At 58.3% G+C, this 17,771-nt stretch carries 12 protein-coding genes; all 12 read left to right on the top strand.

Annotated features, from left to right (window positions below):
- Positions 1-43: 43 nt before the first annotated feature.
- Positions 44-949: an AraC family transcriptional regulator gene (locus BLU52_RS11665; RefSeq protein WP_090283318.1), complete on the top strand. Its 906-nt coding sequence runs from the start codon at positions 44-46 to the stop codon at positions 947-949.
- A 342-nt stretch (positions 950-1,291) separates the two neighbouring features.
- Entirely contained in the window at positions 1,292-2,602 is a 1,311-nt protein-coding gene (locus tag BLU52_RS11660) for an ABC transporter substrate-binding protein (protein WP_090283317.1), read from the top strand.
- A gap of 147 nt (positions 2,603-2,749) precedes the next feature.
- On the top strand, positions 2,750-3,676 hold the full coding sequence (locus BLU52_RS11655) for a carbohydrate ABC transporter permease (protein ID WP_090283316.1): 927 nt from the start codon (positions 2,750-2,752) through the stop codon (positions 3,674-3,676).
- An 8-nt stretch (positions 3,677-3,684) separates the two neighbouring features.
- On the top strand, positions 3,685-4,515 hold the full coding sequence (locus tag BLU52_RS11650) for a carbohydrate ABC transporter permease (RefSeq protein ID WP_090283315.1): 831 nt from the start codon (positions 3,685-3,687) through the stop codon (positions 4,513-4,515).
- 165 nt (positions 4,516-4,680) lie between these two features.
- Positions 4,681-5,784, top strand: coding sequence for an ABC transporter ATP-binding protein (locus BLU52_RS11645; protein ID WP_090288524.1), 1,104 nt, complete (start codon positions 4,681-4,683; stop codon positions 5,782-5,784).
- Between the two features lie 15 nt (positions 5,785-5,799).
- Complete coding sequence (locus BLU52_RS11640) at positions 5,800-7,272, top strand: mannitol dehydrogenase family protein (RefSeq protein WP_090283314.1); 1,473 nt, start codon at positions 5,800-5,802, stop codon at positions 7,270-7,272.
- A gap of 243 nt (positions 7,273-7,515) precedes the next feature.
- Positions 7,516-9,012, top strand: a complete 1,497-nt coding sequence (xylB, locus tag BLU52_RS11635; protein WP_090283313.1) for a xylulokinase — start codon at positions 7,516-7,518, stop codon at positions 9,010-9,012.
- Positions 9,013-9,025: 13 nt separating this feature from the next.
- Positions 9,026-9,964 carry a carbohydrate kinase family protein gene (locus tag BLU52_RS11630; RefSeq protein WP_090283312.1) on the top strand — a complete coding sequence of 313 codons (939 nt, stop codon included), beginning with the start codon at positions 9,026-9,028 and terminating at the stop codon, positions 9,962-9,964.
- 44 nt (positions 9,965-10,008) lie between these two features.
- A complete protein-coding gene (locus BLU52_RS11625) occupies positions 10,009-10,629 on the top strand; it encodes a transglycosylase SLT domain-containing protein (protein WP_090283311.1) in 621 nt (206 codons plus the stop codon).
- A gap of 899 nt (positions 10,630-11,528) precedes the next feature.
- Complete coding sequence (locus BLU52_RS11620; protein WP_090283310.1) at positions 11,529-13,583, top strand: type VI secretion system Vgr family protein; 2,055 nt, start codon at positions 11,529-11,531, stop codon at positions 13,581-13,583.
- Positions 13,574-14,437, top strand: coding sequence for a DUF4123 domain-containing protein (locus BLU52_RS11615; protein WP_090283309.1), 864 nt, complete (start codon positions 13,574-13,576; stop codon positions 14,435-14,437). Before BLU52_RS11620 ends, BLU52_RS11615 begins: the two co-directional genes overlap by 10 nt.
- 32 nt (positions 14,438-14,469) lie before the next feature.
- Positions 14,470-17,760: a hypothetical protein gene (locus BLU52_RS11610; RefSeq protein ID WP_231988026.1), complete on the top strand. Its 3,291-nt coding sequence runs from the start codon at positions 14,470-14,472 to the stop codon at positions 17,758-17,760.
- The last annotated feature ends 11 nt before the right edge of the window (positions 17,761-17,771 follow it).

The raw sequence follows: 17,771 nt of genomic DNA, 5'->3' as shown, positions 1-17,771 counted from the left end.
AACGAGGCATCATCGGCAGGCGATCAACAACAAGAAGCGCACCATGACCCGAACCGCTCGCGTCACCGACCCCTCTTACGAGTTGATGGATGACCATAACGGCTTGTCCATCATCTACCGTCAGCACGGCTTCCCCTGCCCGCTGGTGCGCTGGCACTTCCACAAGGAGTACGAACTGCACTTGATCGTCGCCAGTTCCGGCAAAGTGTTCATTGGTGACTACATCGGCAACTTCTATCCTGAAACGCTATTCCTGACCGGCCCCAACCTGCCGCACAACTGGATCAGCCAGGTCGCCGAAGACGAAGTGGTGGAAAAGCGCGACATGCTGGTCAACTTCACTGACGAACTGTTTGAAAGTGGCCATCAGGTATTCGCTGAGTTGAAAACCCTGGCACCGCTGTTCGAACGTGCGCAATACGGCATCGAGTTTCGCTGCAAGCGCACCATTCGCCAGGCCATGACGCTGATGCAGCGTATCGCCGACTCCACCGGCATTACTCGTCTCGGGCATTTTTTCATCCTGATGGAACTGCTTGCGGCCAGTGATGATTTCCTGTTGCTATCCGGGGCGACGACGCCGCAACTCGCCGATGAACACAACATCGATCGCACCAACCGTGCGGTCGATTACATCTTCAGCCACTACGCCCGTGACATCTCGCTGGAAGAAGTAGCGGAACACTTGGGCATGACCCCGACTTATTTCAGCCGCGTGTTCAAACAGGCCACCGGGCGCAACTTCATCGAGTTCGTCAATCGCCTGCGCATCAGCAAGTCCTGCGAATTGCTGGCCGACGGTGACAAACCGGTGACTGAGGTATGTTTCGAATCCGGCTTCAATAACATCTCCAACTTCAACCGGCGTTTTCAGCAGCTCAAGGGCATGACGCCATCGCATTACCGACGGCTCGCGGTGCAGCGCCTGACCGAGCAAAACCACCTCTGACCACATTATCCTTTGTAGGCCTTCGCCTGCTCGCGATGAGGCCATGTCAGTCGACATCATTGTTGAATGACACACCGCTATCGCGAGCACGCTCACTCCTACATGGGCTGTGGAACGTCTGGAAACCTGTACACATTCGATTCCCCTTCCTCGCTGCAAACCCCTTCCCTGCGTTAACCCCTGCAAACCCCAGTGCAAAAAAGTATCGATAAAAGTGCTAGGGATGATTTGTCACTGCGCCGATTGAAGGCTGTAATCAGCGCAGATTCTTCCTGTCGTCGGAAGACACAAAAACAATAACCGTCCTTCTGCCACCCGCCGGGTGCAGAAAAGGAGTGCACGATGCAACCCACTGCAAAAGCTCTGCTTGCCCTCACCTGCATGACCCTGAGCAGCGTCAGCCTTGGCGCCCAGACCCTGACCATCGCCACCGTCAACAACAGCGACATGATCCGCATGCAGAAACTCTCGAAAACGTTCGAGAGCGAACACCCGGACATCAAGCTCAATTGGGTCGTGCTCGAAGAAAACGTTTTGCGTCAGCGCCTGACCACCGACATCGCCACCCAGGGCGGTCAGTTCGATGTGTTGACCATCGGCATGTACGAAGCCGCACTGTGGGGCGCCAAGGGTTGGCTGGAACCGATGAAGGACCTGCCGGCCAGTTACGCCCTCGACGATGTCTTTCCTTCGGTCCGCGAAGGCTTGTCAGTGAAAGGTTCGCTGTACGCCCTGCCGTTCTACGCCGAAAGCTCGATCACCTATTACCGCACCGACCTGTTCAAGGACGCCGGGCTGACGATGCCCGAGCGGCCAACGTGGGAAGAGATCGCCGGGTTCGCTGAAAAACTCACCAACAAGGACAAAGAGCAGTACGGCATCTGCCTGCGCGGCAAGGCTGGCTGGGGTGAAAACATGGCGCTGATCACCACCGTGGCCAATGCCTATGGCGCGCGCTGGTTCGATGAACAATGGAAACCGGAATTCAGCGGTCCAGAATGGAAAAATGCGCTGAATTTCTACGTCAACACCATGAAGAAATCCGGCCCACCGGGCGCTTCCAGCAACGGTTTCAACGAAAACCTCGCACTGTTCAACAGCGGCAAGTGCGCGATTTGGGTGGACGCCAGCGTAGCCGGTTCTTTCGTGACGGATAAAACGCAAAGCAAAGTTGCCGAGCATGTCGGCTTCACCTTCGCTCCGCATCAGGTCACTGACAAAGGTTCGGCCTGGCTGTATTCGTGGGCGCTGGCGATTCCGACCAGCTCCAAAGCCAAGGACGCCGCCAAGCAATTCAGCGCCTGGGCCACTTCCAAAGAATACGGTGAGCTGGTGGCGAAAACCGATGGCATCGCCAACGTACCGCCCGGCACTCGCGCCTCGACTTACAGCGACGCTTATATGAGTGCCGCGCCGTTTGCCAAGGTCACCCTGGAATCGCTGAAAGCTGCAGACCCGAGCAAACCGACACTGAAACCGGTGCCTTATATAGGCATTCAATTGGTGACCATTCCTGAATTCCAGGCCGTAGGCACGCAGGTCGGCAAGTTGTTCTCGGCGGCGCTGATCGGCCAGACCACGGTGGATCAAGCCTTGGCTGCGGCCCAGCAGACCACCGAACGCGAGATGAAGCGCGCCGGTTATCCCAAGTAACCAGCACAGCTCGCTCTTGCTTTTGTAGGAGTGAGCCTGCTCGCGATTGCGGTGTGTCAGTCACCGCTTGGTTGGATGGAAAATCGCTATCGCGAGCAGGCTCACTCCTACAGGGATCTTCATTCGCCTGTCGAATCGGTTACTGCCATGAATACTTCAACTGCCAAAGCCCACATCGAACTGGCGCCACCCCAGCGCAAACTGCGCATGCGCAATCCCGGCTGGTTTCTGGTCAGCCCATCGGTGGCCCTGTTGCTGCTGTGGATGATCGTGCCGCTGGGCATGACCCTGTATTTCTCGATGATCCGCTACAACCTGCTCTACCCCGGCGAAAACGAATTTGTCGGGCTGGAAAACTTTACTTATTTCCTGACCGACTCGGGCTTCATGCCGGGCGCCACCAACACATTGCTGCTGGTGGGCAGTGTGTTGCTGATCAGTGTGGTGTTCGGCGTGTTGATCAGTGCGCTGCTGGAAGCGAGCGAGTTTTTCGGTCGCGGTCTGGTGCGGGTCATGCTGATCTCGCCGTTCTTCATCATGCCCACGGTTGGCGCGCTGATCTGGAAAAACCTGATTTTTCATCCGGTGTCGGGAATCCTTGCCTACCTCTGGAAACTGTTCGGCGCACAACCGGTGGACTGGCTCGCGCACTACCCGCTGCTGTCGATCATCATCATTGTGTCGTGGCAATGGCTGCCCTTCGCGATTCTGATTCTGATGACCGCCATGCAGTCGCTGGATCAGGAGCAAAAGGAAGCCGCGCGACTGGATGGCGCCGGCCCGATCGCGATTTTCTGGCACCTGACCTTGCCGCATCTGGCGCGGCCGATTGCCGTGGTGGTAATGATCGAAACGATCTTCCTGCTGTCGGTGTTCGCCGAGATTTTCACCACCACCAACGGTGGCCCCGGTTACGCCTCGACCAACCTCGCCTACCTGATCTACAACCAGGCCCTCGTGCAGTTCGACGTCGGCATGGCCTCGGCGGGCGGCTTGATTGCCGTGGTCATCGCCAACATCGCGGCGATCATTCTGGTGCGAATGATCGGCAAAAACCTGACTGACAAAGCCTGAGGCCCGCCATGACTCTCCAACAATCCCGCCGCTTGCAAAGCCTGTTGCTCGGCACTCTGGCCTGGGCCATCGCGATCGTGATTTTCTTCCCGATCCTGTGGATGGTGATGACCAGCTTCAAGACCGAGATCGACGCGTTTGCCACACCGCCGCAGTTCATCTTCATGCCGACGCTGGAGAACTACCTGCACATCAACGAGCGCAGCGATTACTTCAGTTTCGCCTGGAACTCGGTGGTGATTTCCTTCAGCGCTACGGCCCTGTGCCTGCTGATCGCGGTGCCGGCGGCTTACTCGATGGCGTTCTACGAAACCCAGCGCACCAAAGGCACGCTGCTGTGGATGCTCTCGACCAAGATGCTGCCGCCCGTGGGCGTGCTGATGCCGATCTACCTGCTGGCGAAGAGTTTCGGCCTGCTCGACACGCGCATTGCGCTGATCGTGATCTACACGCTGATCAACCTGCCGATCGTGGTCTGGATGGTTTACACCTACTTCAAGGACATCCCCAAAGACATCCTCGAAGCCGCACGCCTCGACGGTGCCACGCTGTGGCAGGAGATGGTCCGGGTGCTGCTGCCGATCGCCAAGGGCGGCCTCGCCTCGACCGTACTGCTGTCGCTGATCCTGTGCTGGAACGAGGCATTCTGGTCGCTGAACCTGACCTCGTCGAAAGCCGCGCCGCTGACCGCACTGATCGCCTCGTATTCCAGCCCCGAAGGCTTGTTCTGGGCCAAGTTGTCGGCCGTGTCGACGCTGGCCTGCGCGCCGATCCTGATCTTTGGCTGGATCAGCCAGAAACAACTGGTGCGCGGCCTCTCGTTCGGCGCCGTGAAATGAACATCCCAAACCCAACACAACTCCCTGTAGGCCTTCGCCTGCTCGCGATGAGGCCATGCCAGTCGACATCATTGTTGAATGACACTCCGCTATCGCGAGCAGGCGAAGGCCTACATAAAAGCCGATCCGGTTCAAACGAATAACAATATTGCGGAGGCCCATCTCATGGCCAACCTGAAAATCAAGAATCTGCAGAAAGGCTTCGAAGGTTTTTCCATCATCAAGGGCATCGACCTTGAAGTGAACGACAAGGAATTCGTGGTTTTTGTCGGGCCGTCGGGCTGCGGCAAATCCACCCTGCTGCGTTTGATTGCAGGTCTGGAGGAAGTCAGCGACGGCACCATCGAACTCGACGGCCGCGACATTACCGAAGTCAGCCCGGCCAAGCGTGACCTGGCCATGGTGTTCCAGACTTACGCGCTGTACCCGCACATGACCGTGAAGAAAAACATGTCGTTCGCTCTTGATCTGGCGGGCGTGCCGAAAGCCGAAGTCGAGAAGAAAGTCGGCGAAGCGGCGCGGATTCTTGAGCTTGGCCCGATGCTTGAGCGCAAGCCGAAACAGCTCTCCGGTGGCCAGCGTCAACGCGTGGCGATCGGCCGCGCCATCGTGCGCAACCCGAAGATTTTCCTCTTCGACGAACCGCTGTCAAACCTCGACGCCGCGCTGCGCGTGCAGATGCGCCTGGAACTGCTGCGCCTGCACAAAGACCTGCAAGCGACGATGATCTACGTGACCCACGATCAGGTCGAAGCGATGACCATGGCCGACAAGGTCGTGGTGCTCAACGGTGGCCGGATCGAACAGGTCGGCTCACCGCTGGACCTGTATCACAACCCGGCCAACCTGTTTGTCGCCGGTTTTCTCGGCACGCCGAAGATGGGTTTCCTCAAGGGCAAGATTGCCCGCGTCGATGCGCAGAGCTGCGAAGTCGCGCTGGATGCCGGCACGCGCATCAACCTGCCGTTCAACGCCGCCAGCCTCAGCGTCGGCAGCGCGGTGACGTTGGGCATTCGCCCGGAACATCTGGAACTGGCGCAACCGGGCGATTGCAGCCTGGCGGTGGTTGCCGACGTCAGCGAACGCCTCGGCAGCGATACGTTCTGCCACGTCACCACCAACGCCGGCGAAGCCCTGACCATGCGCGTGCGCGGTGATCTCGCCAGCCGTTATGGCGAACAGCTGAACCTGCACCTGGACGCCGCCCACTGCCATTTATTCGATGCCGAGGGCGTGGCGTTGACCCGCCCGCTGCGTGCCGCGGCCTGATTTCGAGACTATCCGATGAAACTCAACCAACAGAACCTCAACCGTCTCGCCGCTGAAGTGCAACTGCCGGCCTATCGCCTCAGCGATACCCGCCACGGCATTGCGCACATTGGCGTCGGCGGCTTTCACCGCGCGCATCAGGCTTACTACACCGACGCTCTGATGAACAGCGGCGAAGCGCTGGACTGGGCGATTTGCGGCGTCGGCCTGCGCACCGAAGACCGCCGCGCCCGAGACGATCTCAAGGAACAGGATTACCTTTTCACCCTGTTTGAACTCGGTGACAGCGATGACACCGAAGTGCGGGTGATCGGCGCGATCCGCGACATGTTGCTGGCCGAGGACGGCGCTCAGGCACTGATCGACAAACTCGCCGATCCGCAGATCCGCATCGTTTCGCTGACCATCACCGAGGGCGGCTATTGCATCGACGACAGCAACGGCGAATTCATGGCGCACCTGCCGCAGATCCAGCATGACCTGGCTCATTCAGAGGCACCGAAAACCGTGTTCGGCTTTCTCTGTGCTGCTCTGGAAAAGCGCCGCGCGGCGGGGATTCCGGCGTTTACCGTGATGTCCTGCGATAACCTGCCGCACAACGGCGCAGTGACGCGCAAGGCGCTGCTCGCGTTTGCCTCGCTGCGCAACAGCGATCTGTGCAACTGGATCGACGCCAATGTCAGCTTCCCCAACGCGATGGTCGACCGGATCACGCCGATGACCAGCACCGCGCATCGCCTGCAACTGGCGGACAAACACGGCGTCGACGATGCCTGGCCGGTGGTCTGCGAGCCGTTTGTGCAATGGGTACTCGAAGACAAATTCGTGAATGGCCGTCCGGCGTGGGAGAAGGTCGGCGTGCAGTTCACCGACGACGTTTCGCCCTACGAGGAAATGAAGATCAAGTTGCTCAACGGCAGCCACCTGGCGCTGACGTATCTGGGCTTTCTCAAGGGTTATCGCTTCGTCCACGAGACCATGAACGATCCGCTGTTCGTGCGTTACATGCGCGCCTACATGGACCTCGACGTGACCCCGCAACTGGCGCCCGTGCCGGGCATCGACCTGAGCGATTACAAGGACACGCTGGTCGCGCGGTTTTCCAATCAGGCGATTGCCGATCAACTGGAGCGAGTGTGTTCGGACGGCTCGTCGAAGTTTCCCAAGTTCACTATCCCGACGATCAATCGGCTCATCGCCGATGGCCGCGAGACCCGGCGCGCGGCACTGGTCGTGGCAGCGTGGGCGCTGTACTTGAAGGGTGTCGATGAGAATGGCGATACGTACACGATTCCTGACCCACGGGCGGCGTTTTGTCAGGGGTTGGTGGTGGACGATGAGTTGATCACTGAGCGGTTGCTGGGGGTCGAGGAGATTTTTGGTGCGGCGATCCCGAAATCGGCGGAGTTTGTGGCGGCGTTCGAGTGGTGCTACAACAGCTTGCGCGATGAAGGCGTGACGCGAACGCTGGAACGAGTGCTCGCCTGAGAAGCCCCTCACCCTAACCCTCTCCCAAAGGGAGAGGGAACTGACCGAGGGGTTTGTACAAGTTACATCGGCCTGAACGTCCGGAGTCGAACTCAGGTTTTGAATAGCCCGGTTGAGAACCGGAGTCGAACTCAAATTTTGAACAGCCCCCAATCGGCTCCCTTCCCCCTCGCCCCCTTTGGGGGGGAGGGCTGGGGTGAGGGGGTAGCTCTTGATCTTCACCGCAACCCAACGGGTTCACACATGACAACACAACAACTATTCCTCGGCATCGACTGCGGCACCCAAGGCACCAAAGCCATCATCCTCGACGCCGTCAGCGGTCAGGTCCTCGGTCAGGGCGCCGCGCCGCACTCAATGATCAGCGGCGCCAACGGTCGTCGCGAGCAAGACCCGCAGCAATGGCTGGAAGCCTTCGCCCTCGCCACCCGCCAAGCGTTAAAGGCCGCCAATGTCGATGGTCAGGACATCCTCGGCATCGGCGTTTCCGGCCAGCAGCACGGTCTGGTGCTGCTCGACGATCAAGGCGAAGTGCTGCGCCCGGCCAAGCTTTGGTGCGACACCGAAACCAGCCCCGAAAACGACCGGTTGCTCAGCCATCTGGGCGGCGAGCAAGGTTCGCTGGAACGTCTGGGCGTTGTCATTGCGCCGGGTTATACCGTGTCGAAACTGCTCTGGACAAAGGAGCAACACCCCGTCGTCTTCTCCAGCATTGCACGCATTCTGCTGCCCCACGACTACCTGAACTTCTGGCTGACCGGGCGCGCCTGCAGTGAATATGGCGATGCTTCCGGCACCGGCTATTTCAACGTGCGCACGCGCGAGTGGGACTTGCAACTGCTGCGCGACATCGACGCCAGCGGCCGTCTGCAAGCGGCGCTGCCCGAGCTGATCGAAGCCCATGAAGCGGTCGGCACGATTCTTCCGGCTGTCGCCGAACAGCTTGGCCTGAACCGCAACGCGCGGGTCGCCAGTGGCGGTGGCGATAATATGATGGGCGCCATCGGCACCGGCAATATTCAGCCCGGCGCAATCACCATGAGCCTCGGCTCTTCCGGCACGGTATACGCCTATTCCGACACAGCAACCGTCAGCCCGGACGCCTCGGTGGCCACGTTCTGCTCTTCCAGCGGTGGCTGGCTGCCGCTGATCTGCACCATGAACCTGACCAACGCCACCGGTGCGATTCGCGAGCTATTTGCGCTCGATTTGCCGCGCTTCAACGATCTGGTCGCCCAAGCCCCGATCGGCGCCGACGGCGTGTGCATGCTGCCGTTCCTCAACGGCGAGCGCGTCCCCGCCCTGCCCCACGCCACTGGCAGCCTGCACGGGCTGACGCTGGACAACCTGACCCAGGCTAACCTGTGCCGCGCCGCCGTTGAGGGCACGACCTTCGGTTTGCGTTACGGACTGGATCTGCTGCGCCGCAATGGCTTACAAAGCCTGCGCATCTGCCTGATCGGCGGTGGCTCGAAAAGCGCCGTGTGGCGGCAGATCGTCGCCGACATCATGAACACCCCGGTGATCTGCACCGAACAAAGCGAAGCCGCAGCGCTTGGCGCGGCGATTCAGGCGGCGTGGTGCACAGCGTCGGCTGACGGTGAGCAAGACAGCCTCGAAGACTTGTGCCAACGCTGCGTAAAACTCGATGCCAGCAGCGAAACCCTGCCGATCGCCGCCAATGTCGCGGCGTTCCAGCAGGCTTATGAACGCTATCAACAGCATGTCGCAACCCTATAAAGAGCAAACAATCATGTACCTGGTCTGTGGCGAAGCCCTGTTCGATTTTTTCAGTGAAGACGATGCCAGCGGTCTGGCATCAAAGATCAATTTCAAGGCGATCGCCGGCGGTTCGCCGTTCAACGTCGCTGTAGGTTTGCGCCGTTTGGGTGTCGACTCGGCGTTGTTTGGCGGCTTGTCCAGCGACTACCTCGGTCGGCGCTTGCAGCAGGTATTGAAAGAGGAAGGCGTGCGCCCGGATTATCTGGTGGAGTTCGCCGCGCCGACCACGCTGGCGATGGTCGCGGTCGGCACCAACGGCTCGCCGCATTACAGCTTTCGTGGCGAAGGCTGCGCAGACCGTCAGTTGAACGCGGCGCATCTGCCGACCCTCGGCGCCGAGGTACGCGGCTTGCACGTGGGCTCGTTCTCGCTGGTGGTGCAGCCGATCGGCGACACCCTGCTGCAACTGGTGCAGCGAGAAAGCGGCCAGCGCCTGATCACCCTCGACCCGAACGTACGCCTCAATCCCGAGCCGAACATCGAGCTGTGGCGCGAACGCATTGCAACGCTGGTGCCGCTGGTGGACCTGATCAAGGTCAGCGATGAAGATCTGAGCCTGCTCTATCCCGAACAGGATCCGCAGCAGGTCATCGAAAGCTGGCTCGAGCATCGCTGCCAGATCGTTTTCCTCACCCGTGGCGGCGACGGCGCCAGCGTCTTCAGCCGTCAACATGGCCAGTGGTCGGTGCCGGCAGCCTCGGTGAAAATCGCCGACACCGTGGGCGCTGGCGATACTTTCCAGGCGGCGCTGATCACTTGGCTGACGGAGAACGGTCTGGATTCGGTCGAAGGCGTGCAAAAACTGGCGCGCGAACAGATCGACGCCATGCTGCGCTTCGCCGTCCTGGCCGCCGCGCTGACCTGCAGCAAGACCGGTCCGGATCTGCCCTATCGTCAGCAATTGAGCTGAGCGCGTAGACTGTCGGCTTTTTTGCGCACGACGGGATACCGCTTTTGAAATACGGGCAGACGCTTGGACTACTGACACTGGCAGCACTGTTGACCGGGTGCGGCACCTCGCCGCCCCGTTCGCCGGAAGACATCTGCGAAATCTTTCGCGAAAAAAGCGACTGGTACGACGCCGCGCAAGTCACGCAAAAACGCTGGGGCGTGCCGATTCAGGTGCCCTTCGCGATCATGTATCAGGAGTCCGGCTACCGCTACGACGCCAAGACCCCGCGTAAATACCTATTGTGGGTGATTCCGTGGGGCCGGGTGTCGACCGCCTCGGGTTACGCGCAAGCCAAGGACGAAGTCTGGGCCGACTACCAGAAAAGCACCGGCCGCAACTGGGCCGACCGCGAAGACTTCGATGACGCCATCGATTTCATCGGCTGGTACATGGACAAGACCACCTCGATCAATGGCGTCTACAAATACGACGCCTACAACCAGTACCTCAACTACCACGAAGGCTGGGGCGGCTTCCGCAACAAGACCTACGCCAGCAAAGCCTGGCTGCCCACAACCGCGCGCAAGGTGCAGGTTCGCTCTGATACTTATGCGCGGCAATATGCCGGGTGCAAAGAGGACTTGAACCGCGGCTTTTGGAGCCGGTTCTGGCATTGGTTGTAGCTGTGAATATTGAACCGCTATCGCTAGCAGGGCTAGCTCCCACAATTGAACGCTCATGCCTGAATCCCATTCCCCTGTAGGAGTGAGCCTGCTCGCGATAGCTGAGTTCCAGTCACTGACAGGTTGAAACCAACCTCTTTCCCCAGTACGACACCAATCCCTGTGGGAGCCAGCCTGCTGGCGATAGCTGACTTCCAGTCACTGACAATATTGAAAACCCACCTCTCTCCCCCAGTACGACACCAGTTCCCTGTGGGAGCCAGCCTGCTGGCGATAGCTGACTTCCAGTCACTGACAATATTGAAAACCCACCTCTCTCCCCCAGTACGACACCAATCCCTATGGGAGCCAGCCTGCTGGCGATAGCTGACTTCCAGCCACTGACAATATTGAAAACCCACCTCTCTCCCCCAGTACGACACCAGTCCCCTGTGGGAGCCAGCCTGCTGGCGATAGCTGACTTCCAGTCACTGACAATGTTGAAAACCCACCTCTCTCCCCCAGTACGACACCAATCCCCTGTGGGAGCCAGCCTGCTGGCGATAGCTGACTTCCAGTCACTGACAATATTGAAAACCCACCTCTCTCCCCCAGTACGACACCAGTTCCCTGTGGGAGCCAGCCTGCTGGCGATAGCGGTCTACCAGACGCCAAAGATCGCCACCTGCCGTACTCCCCGGCAACTTTGACGGTTGTTTCTTCAGCATCAGCGCGTAAGAAAAGTCGCTGATAGCCAAGGTCACACCCCACCAATCACCCGATTTCATTAGCCGAAACGCTCCCCCTAAGGGTTTTCCCTACACCCCATACCCACCCCACCTACGGCTTTTGCGCCTTGAACGAGACGGCTGAATCCTGCAACATCTGTGTCCTGCTTATTCACGGACGGAATTCAAGGCATGCTGGACGCCAACGCTACCCACATCACCCTCACCCTCGAAGGCGCCAACGCCGACCTGCAGGTCCTCAGCTTCACCGGTCGCGAAGCTCTGAATGAGCCGTTCCGTTTCGACCTCGAACTGGTCAGCGCCCGCCCCGACCTCAATCTCGAAGAGCTGCTGCACAAGCCCGGCGTGCTGACCTTCGGTGCCACCGGTGAAGGCAAGATCCATGGTCTGGTCTATCGCATCGAGCAAGGCGACTCCGGCAAGACCCTGACCCGTTACAGCCTCAGCCTGGTGCCGCAACTGGCCTACCTGCGGCACAACCACGATCAGCAGATCTTCCAGCAACTCACGGTGCCGAAAATCATCGCTCAGGTGCTGGAAGACCGCGGCATCCTCGCCGACGCGTACAGTTTTCAGCTCGGCGCCGAATACCCGGAACGCGATTACTGCGTGCAGTACGACGAGTCCGACCTCCATTTCATCCAGCGCCTGTGCGAAGAGGAAGGCATTCACTTCCACTTCCAGCACAGCAGCAGCGGCCACAAACTGGTGTTCGGCGACGATCAGACGGTCTTCCGCAAGCTCAAACCCGTGAGCTACCAGCAGGACTCCGGCATGGCCGCCGACAAACCGGTGATCAAACGGTTCAACCTGCGCCTGGAAACCCGCACCACCCGCGTCAGCCGCCGCGATTATGATTTCGAGAAACCCAAGCTTTTGCCCGAGGGCGCGGTCAAATCCGAATTCGCCCCGGACCTTGAGGACTACGATTACCCCGGCCGCTTCACCACCCGCGAGCGCGGCAAGTTCCTCTCGACCCGCGCGCTGGAACGTCATCGCAGCGACTACAAACTCGCCGAAGGCAAAGGTGACGAACCAACGCTGACCAGCGGCCATTTCCTCACGCTTGCCGAACACCCGCGCGCCGAATGGAACGACCTGTGGCTGCTGCTCGAAGTCCTCCACGAAGGCAAACAACCGCAAGTGCTTGGCGAAAACGTCACCAGCGACGTTACCGACAACAAGAGCGATTTCCACCAGGGCTACCGCAACAGCTTCCTCGCCACACCGTGGGACGCCCACTACCGCCCTGCCCTCGAACACCCGAAACCGAAAGTCCTCGGCAGCCAGACCGCGATCGTCACCGGCCCTGCCGGCGAAGAGATCCACTGCGACCCGTACGGCCGCGTCAAAGTGCAGTTCCACTGGGACCGCGACGGCCAGTCAGACGACAAAACCACCTGCTGGCTGCGCGTCGCCAGCGGCTGGGCCGGCGCGGCCTACGGCGGCATCGCCATCCCGCGCATCGGCATGGAAGTCCTCGTCACCTTCCTCGAAGGCGACCCCGACCAGCCACTGGTCAGCGGCTGCCTGTACCACAAGGAAAACGTCGTCCCCTACGACCTGCCGGCGAACAAGACCCGCAGCACCTTCAAAACCCTCAGCTCCCCGGGCGGCAAGGGCTACAACGAATTCCGCATCGAAGACAAGAAAGGCGCCGAACAGATCTACATCCACGCCCAGCGCGACTGGGACGAAAACATCGAACACGACCAGAAGATTCGCGTCGGCAACGAACGGCATGACACTGTTGAAGCCAACACCCTGAGCGAATTCAAGGTTGAAGAGCACCGGATTACCCATCTGGACCGGATCAGCGAAATGCGCGCGGATGATCACATGACGGTGGGTGTGACGCAGCATGTGAAGGTGGGGACTGGGCAGTTTGTTGAGGCTGGCAACGAAATCCATTACTACGCAGGCCAGCGAGTGGTGGTCGAAGGCGCGATGGAACTTACCGCCAAGGCCGGCGGCAGCTTCGTAAAAGTCGACGCCGGCGGCGTGACCATCAGCGGCGCTGAGGTGAAGGTCAATACCGGCGGCTCGCCTGGGGTGGGCACACCGGCGGCGCCATTGCTGCCGGGGCCGATGAAGGTTGTGGATGCGGATAAGGCTGGTACCGTCCCTATTCCGCTGCCCAAGCGCCTGAGCGAGTCCGGCATCACGCCGTTGTGCGGAAAACAAAGTAACGGCGCTTGCAGCCGTAAGGATTGCACATGCATGTAAAAGCGCTGAGCACCCTCCTCGAAGCTCCACGTTACTCATTCGAGGAACTGCCGAGAGAAAGCTCTGATGTGAGGTTATGTTTCATCATTGACCGCGTCCGCCAGCCAGAGGCCATGAGCCGCCTTTACCGCGTCGGTGAATCTGTGGAGGCACAAGCTCTTTTTCTCAATACCGATTTTGCTGAAATCGCCGCCGACGGGCCTCTCTGGCTGGTCGCACCTTGGGGCAGTCGTCTGGCCGCCGAGGCGGCAAAACTGTGCGAAGAGAACTACTCTGGCATCGCCCTTACCACTGCGGATCCGATCAAGTCATTGGCGCACGCACGTTGGCTCCTGCGAGCTAATGATGGTTCTGGCGGCCAGAGTTTGTTGAGCTATCACAAACCTAGTCTGTGGGCTGCGCTGGCCTATACCACCGGTGAAAGTTTGCACCAACTCTTCGGGCCCTGGCAGCGTATATACAGCCCGGCGCCGGCCCACTTCGGGCGTAATCGCGGTCAATGGCTGAGTTGGCGCGCCGTTTCAGAACTTGAATGGCTGGGCGACGTTTCAGCTTTCAATCTGCCGCCTGAAGCACCGAGCGTTCAGGGGCATCTTGGATGGGTTTATTGGGCAGACGAGCAATACGCTGCTTACGGTGATCCTACCGATGAACAACTACCCCACCTCGTGGCGAACCTCCAGACGCTGGTTGACCACAACATTTATGAAGGTCGCCATCTACTTAAGCTGGGCGCAATCACCAACGGCCCTCTGCTCGAAACGCAGCCAGAAGTGATGGCCATCCTGCAATCCAGGGAAGAGTCGTTCATCAAAGTCCAGCAGCTACAGCAACTCGCTGTCAGCGCTGCTTGATGACCCGTCATTACAGAATGAATGGAAGCGAAATGGAAACTGATATCTCTCAAGCACCCAAGGTAGATTTCAACAAACCGGCTGCGAGCGCATCGACTTCAGCGGTACCGGTCGAAACCAAGCCAGCCCTGGAACTTGATCCCCAGCCGGAGGCGCCTGCCACTTGCTCCAACGCGTTCGATGAAGTCAAGACCCCCTGCTCGACGGAATATGGCGAGGTAATCTACGCCACCAAGGAAAAAATGTTTTACCTGTTGCCTAAGCGAGCGGCCAGCTCGATCAAAGAGGCGATGAATGAACTCGAACAACATATCAGCGCCAGCAAGTCGCCAGAGGAACGACTCAAGGGGATGAACACCGCCGGGTTGCTGGAATACTTCCTTGAGCCAAAGCTGAGCAACTTCCTGCAAGGCGAGCAAAAAGCGCGGATGCTGGAAATCGAGGCCCAAGAGCCCGATATAGCGCAGCCCACCATGGCTATGCGCTTGAAAGCTGTCAGCCGAGAAGCCCGCAACAGCGCGGCGCTCGACAAACAAGCGGATCAGAGTGACTACGCGCGCAATCGCGAACTCGCCAATCAACAACAGGCGAGTCTGCTGGAAGCCAACTCCGACGGTCAGAAACTGCAACGTCTGTATAGCGAATGGAAAAAGCTGAAGGCGGTCGCAATCGAACAGGCCAAAACTGCTGGTTACACCTACGAAAGCGGCAACCTGTTTTCGCCCGGGGCGATCGAGGCAAGAAATCGCGTACAGACTTATTTGAAAGCCCGCGCAGCGCTCACCACCAGCGGCAAATTGACGACCCTGAAAGAAGCAGACATCCAAAAAAACAAAAAAGCCTATCTAGACGCCACTAATTGCGTAATTGATGGCAAGGCTCGGATGTGTGGTTATTTGAAGAATGTCGCCGACGAGCGCAAAAAAGTCGAAAAAGACTTTGCGGCCTATATCGATTCGATTTTGAAAGTTGCCGACTACGGACTGGCGCTGCCAGAGTTCGCGCTTATTCCTGACACGGGGGACATCAGCGCAGGCATCGAGAAATTCAAAGCCTATCTTGAGATGGAACAGCAGCAGGTCAAGTACACCGAGCAGATCCGCACCAAATATAAAGCCTGGATTGACGCCAGCGGGCAAAACGTTGCGGCACCGGCAGGTATCGTGGAAGCAGAACAGGCCGAGTGGCAGCGCATTCAGCAGGATCGCTTAAAACTCCGCGAAGACGCCGAAGCAGCGGTTGCTGCTGCCCTGCCATTACGACACCTACTGTGGGAACCCGAGCAGTTTCAGCCAAAACCGGAAGAACGCCTGGTCAAAGCAGGCTTCCCTCTGCGCGAAGTAGCGCTTTTCAACAGCCCCAACAGCCCCGTCAAACATCTCAGCCTGCTTAACCTCGAAGGCATCACCAAGGTGCTGAAAAAGGACGCGAGCGAGATAGGTGCAACAGCTAGCAAAGATCTGCGAAAGCTACCGGGCAACAGCAACGGCAAGGCAGCCTCGGATACTGACGACAATCCTTTCCACGAATGGCTGCGACTGCAAGGCGCGCTCGCGATCAAAGATCAGCAAAGTGACTGGTTTGATGAGAAAGGCTGGTTTGATGCCGAGATGTTCCACTCCTACCTGAAGTCGAAAAACTACAAGGTTGAGACTTTGGATGATGCCGGAGCCCGTAAAGACTGGGGGCTTCGTATTCGTCAGTTGTTGTTCAAGGAAGAGGTCAGGAGCTCGTTGCGTCTGTTCGACAACAGCCCTCAGGCTCAATTGGTGCGCTGCCTGACACCGCCGCAGGCGTCCATACACACCGGCACGAAAATAACCGGACCGTCGTTCAGTGTGGCGGATAACTTCAAAGCCTCCGCCAAAGCTGAAGCGAGCCTGGGTATTGACCTCGCCCGTGGTGAAGTTGAGCTGATGAAAATGGATCTTCCGGGCAGAGATCAGGCGAAAGACATTCTGATCCCTTACCTTGATTATGAGGAAAACCGTAAACACCTCAATCTCGGTCGATTCTCGATTCATCTGGGCGCGAGAGCCTGGGGTTACACAGGCGCCACCCTACTTCTTTCCTCCAGCGTCCAGCTGGGCCGTGCAAATGTTCAGGGCGGCCTCAACCTTCCAGAAGTCACTGATGCAAAGCGGCCGGAAACGACCCATTCAACCGCTGGAACCGTGAGAAGCGAACCCGTACTTGAGGGCAACGCCGCCAAGGTTCGCGTAGAGGACGGTGTCAAAGCCCAGTTCAATCTTTTTGCGGGAGTCCAGGCAGGGATTCTGCTGACAGGCGCCTTGAACTGGGCGCCGCCGAAAGAAATCGCAGCATTGCGCACCGCTCCTTCGCCAGGAATGGCCAATAGCGTCAACAGCACCAAAGCTAGCCAATGGTCGAGCCTGGCGAGACTGACCGCCGGTTTCACCGCGGCCTACGGGCTCGGCACCAACGCTGATGTCGGAATTTCATTGCATGAAGGCCGCTTTATCATGCGTTTCAAAGCTTCAGTCATCGTCGGAGCGGGTGCGGGTGGCGAGTTTCAATTTGAAGTTGGCTATGACGGTGTGACCGACCTAATAAACCTCGTGCGCCGAGAGATTCACAAAAACCAGGATAAATCACTGGTATTTGTAACTGATGAGGCGGCTGATTATATAGACAAGCTCAACTTCCTTGGCACCGCCGGGATGGAAGTGGCGATGACTTATATGCAAGGCGTGGATATGGTGATGTCTTTGTATGAGGCGCTGACTGGTGGTGGTAGAGGAGCCTCTATTGCTCATACGATAATGACCTATCGCAATCAAAGTGAATTGGAGCAGTGGTTTTTGAATGCAACACCCAACGCTCTTGGTCCAATGCTCATGACATTAATTTCGGCAGCTCAGAGCTACAATGTCACAGACATTTCTACAGATAGCGCGTCTCGAGAAAAAAAATATACATATGATAAATCTCAAACATATCTGATCCAACAGCAAGCCATTGAAAGAATACTCGGCTGGATTTTGAACCACGCAAAAAAAACGAATACCGTCGAGCAAGCTCAAACACAATTCGAAGAAGCGTGCATAAGCATGAACAGATTTGGGACGAAAAGCCCAGACAAAGGCCAAATTTATTGTGAACAGCGCTTGGCATTAGATAATTTTATGTCCGAAGCTGTACTCCGCTTCGCGGACCAACGAAACGAACAAATGAGGGCTAGATACAAGGAGCATGTTTCCGAACTTGGCGCGAAACTTGATGGTTTCTGCCAACGATCGACGTATTATGGTCGAACATACCTTCCTGGCGGACGTGCTACATATAATGGGCCGGAAAAATAACGAGAGCAAAG

It is taken from the genome of Pseudomonas granadensis, from assembly GCF_900105485.1.
GTDB classification, from domain to species: Bacteria; Pseudomonadota; Gammaproteobacteria; order Pseudomonadales; family Pseudomonadaceae; genus Aquipseudomonas; species Aquipseudomonas granadensis.
The sequence above is the reverse complement of the archived record's forward strand: the minus strand, read 5'-3'. Positions and strand labels throughout refer to the sequence as shown.

Excerpts from the sequence above, each read along its gene's own strand:
- BLU52_RS11665 (WP_090283318.1), top strand. The coding sequence starts at position 44 with ATGACCCGAACCGCTCGCGTCACCGACCCCTCTTACGAGTTGATGGAT.
- BLU52_RS11660 (WP_090283317.1), top strand. The coding sequence starts at position 1,292 with ATGCAACCCACTGCAAAAGCTCTGCTTGCCCTCACCTGCATGACCCTG.
- BLU52_RS11655 (WP_090283316.1), top strand. The coding sequence starts at position 2,750 with ATGAATACTTCAACTGCCAAAGCCCACATCGAACTGGCGCCACCCCAG.
- BLU52_RS11650 (WP_090283315.1), top strand. The coding sequence starts at position 3,685 with ATGACTCTCCAACAATCCCGCCGCTTGCAAAGCCTGTTGCTCGGCACT.
- BLU52_RS11645 (WP_090288524.1), top strand. The coding sequence starts at position 4,681 with ATGGCCAACCTGAAAATCAAGAATCTGCAGAAAGGCTTCGAAGGTTTT.
- BLU52_RS11640 (WP_090283314.1), top strand. The coding sequence starts at position 5,800 with ATGAAACTCAACCAACAGAACCTCAACCGTCTCGCCGCTGAAGTGCAA.
- xylB (WP_090283313.1), top strand. The coding sequence starts at position 7,516 with ATGACAACACAACAACTATTCCTCGGCATCGACTGCGGCACCCAAGGC.
- BLU52_RS11630 (WP_090283312.1), top strand. The coding sequence starts at position 9,026 with ATGTACCTGGTCTGTGGCGAAGCCCTGTTCGATTTTTTCAGTGAAGAC.
- BLU52_RS11620 (WP_090283310.1), top strand. The coding sequence starts at position 11,529 with ATGCTGGACGCCAACGCTACCCACATCACCCTCACCCTCGAAGGCGCC.
- BLU52_RS11615 (WP_090283309.1), top strand. The coding sequence starts at position 13,574 with ATGCATGTAAAAGCGCTGAGCACCCTCCTCGAAGCTCCACGTTACTCA.
- BLU52_RS11610 (WP_231988026.1), top strand. The coding sequence starts at position 14,470 with ATGGAAACTGATATCTCTCAAGCACCCAAGGTAGATTTCAACAAACCG.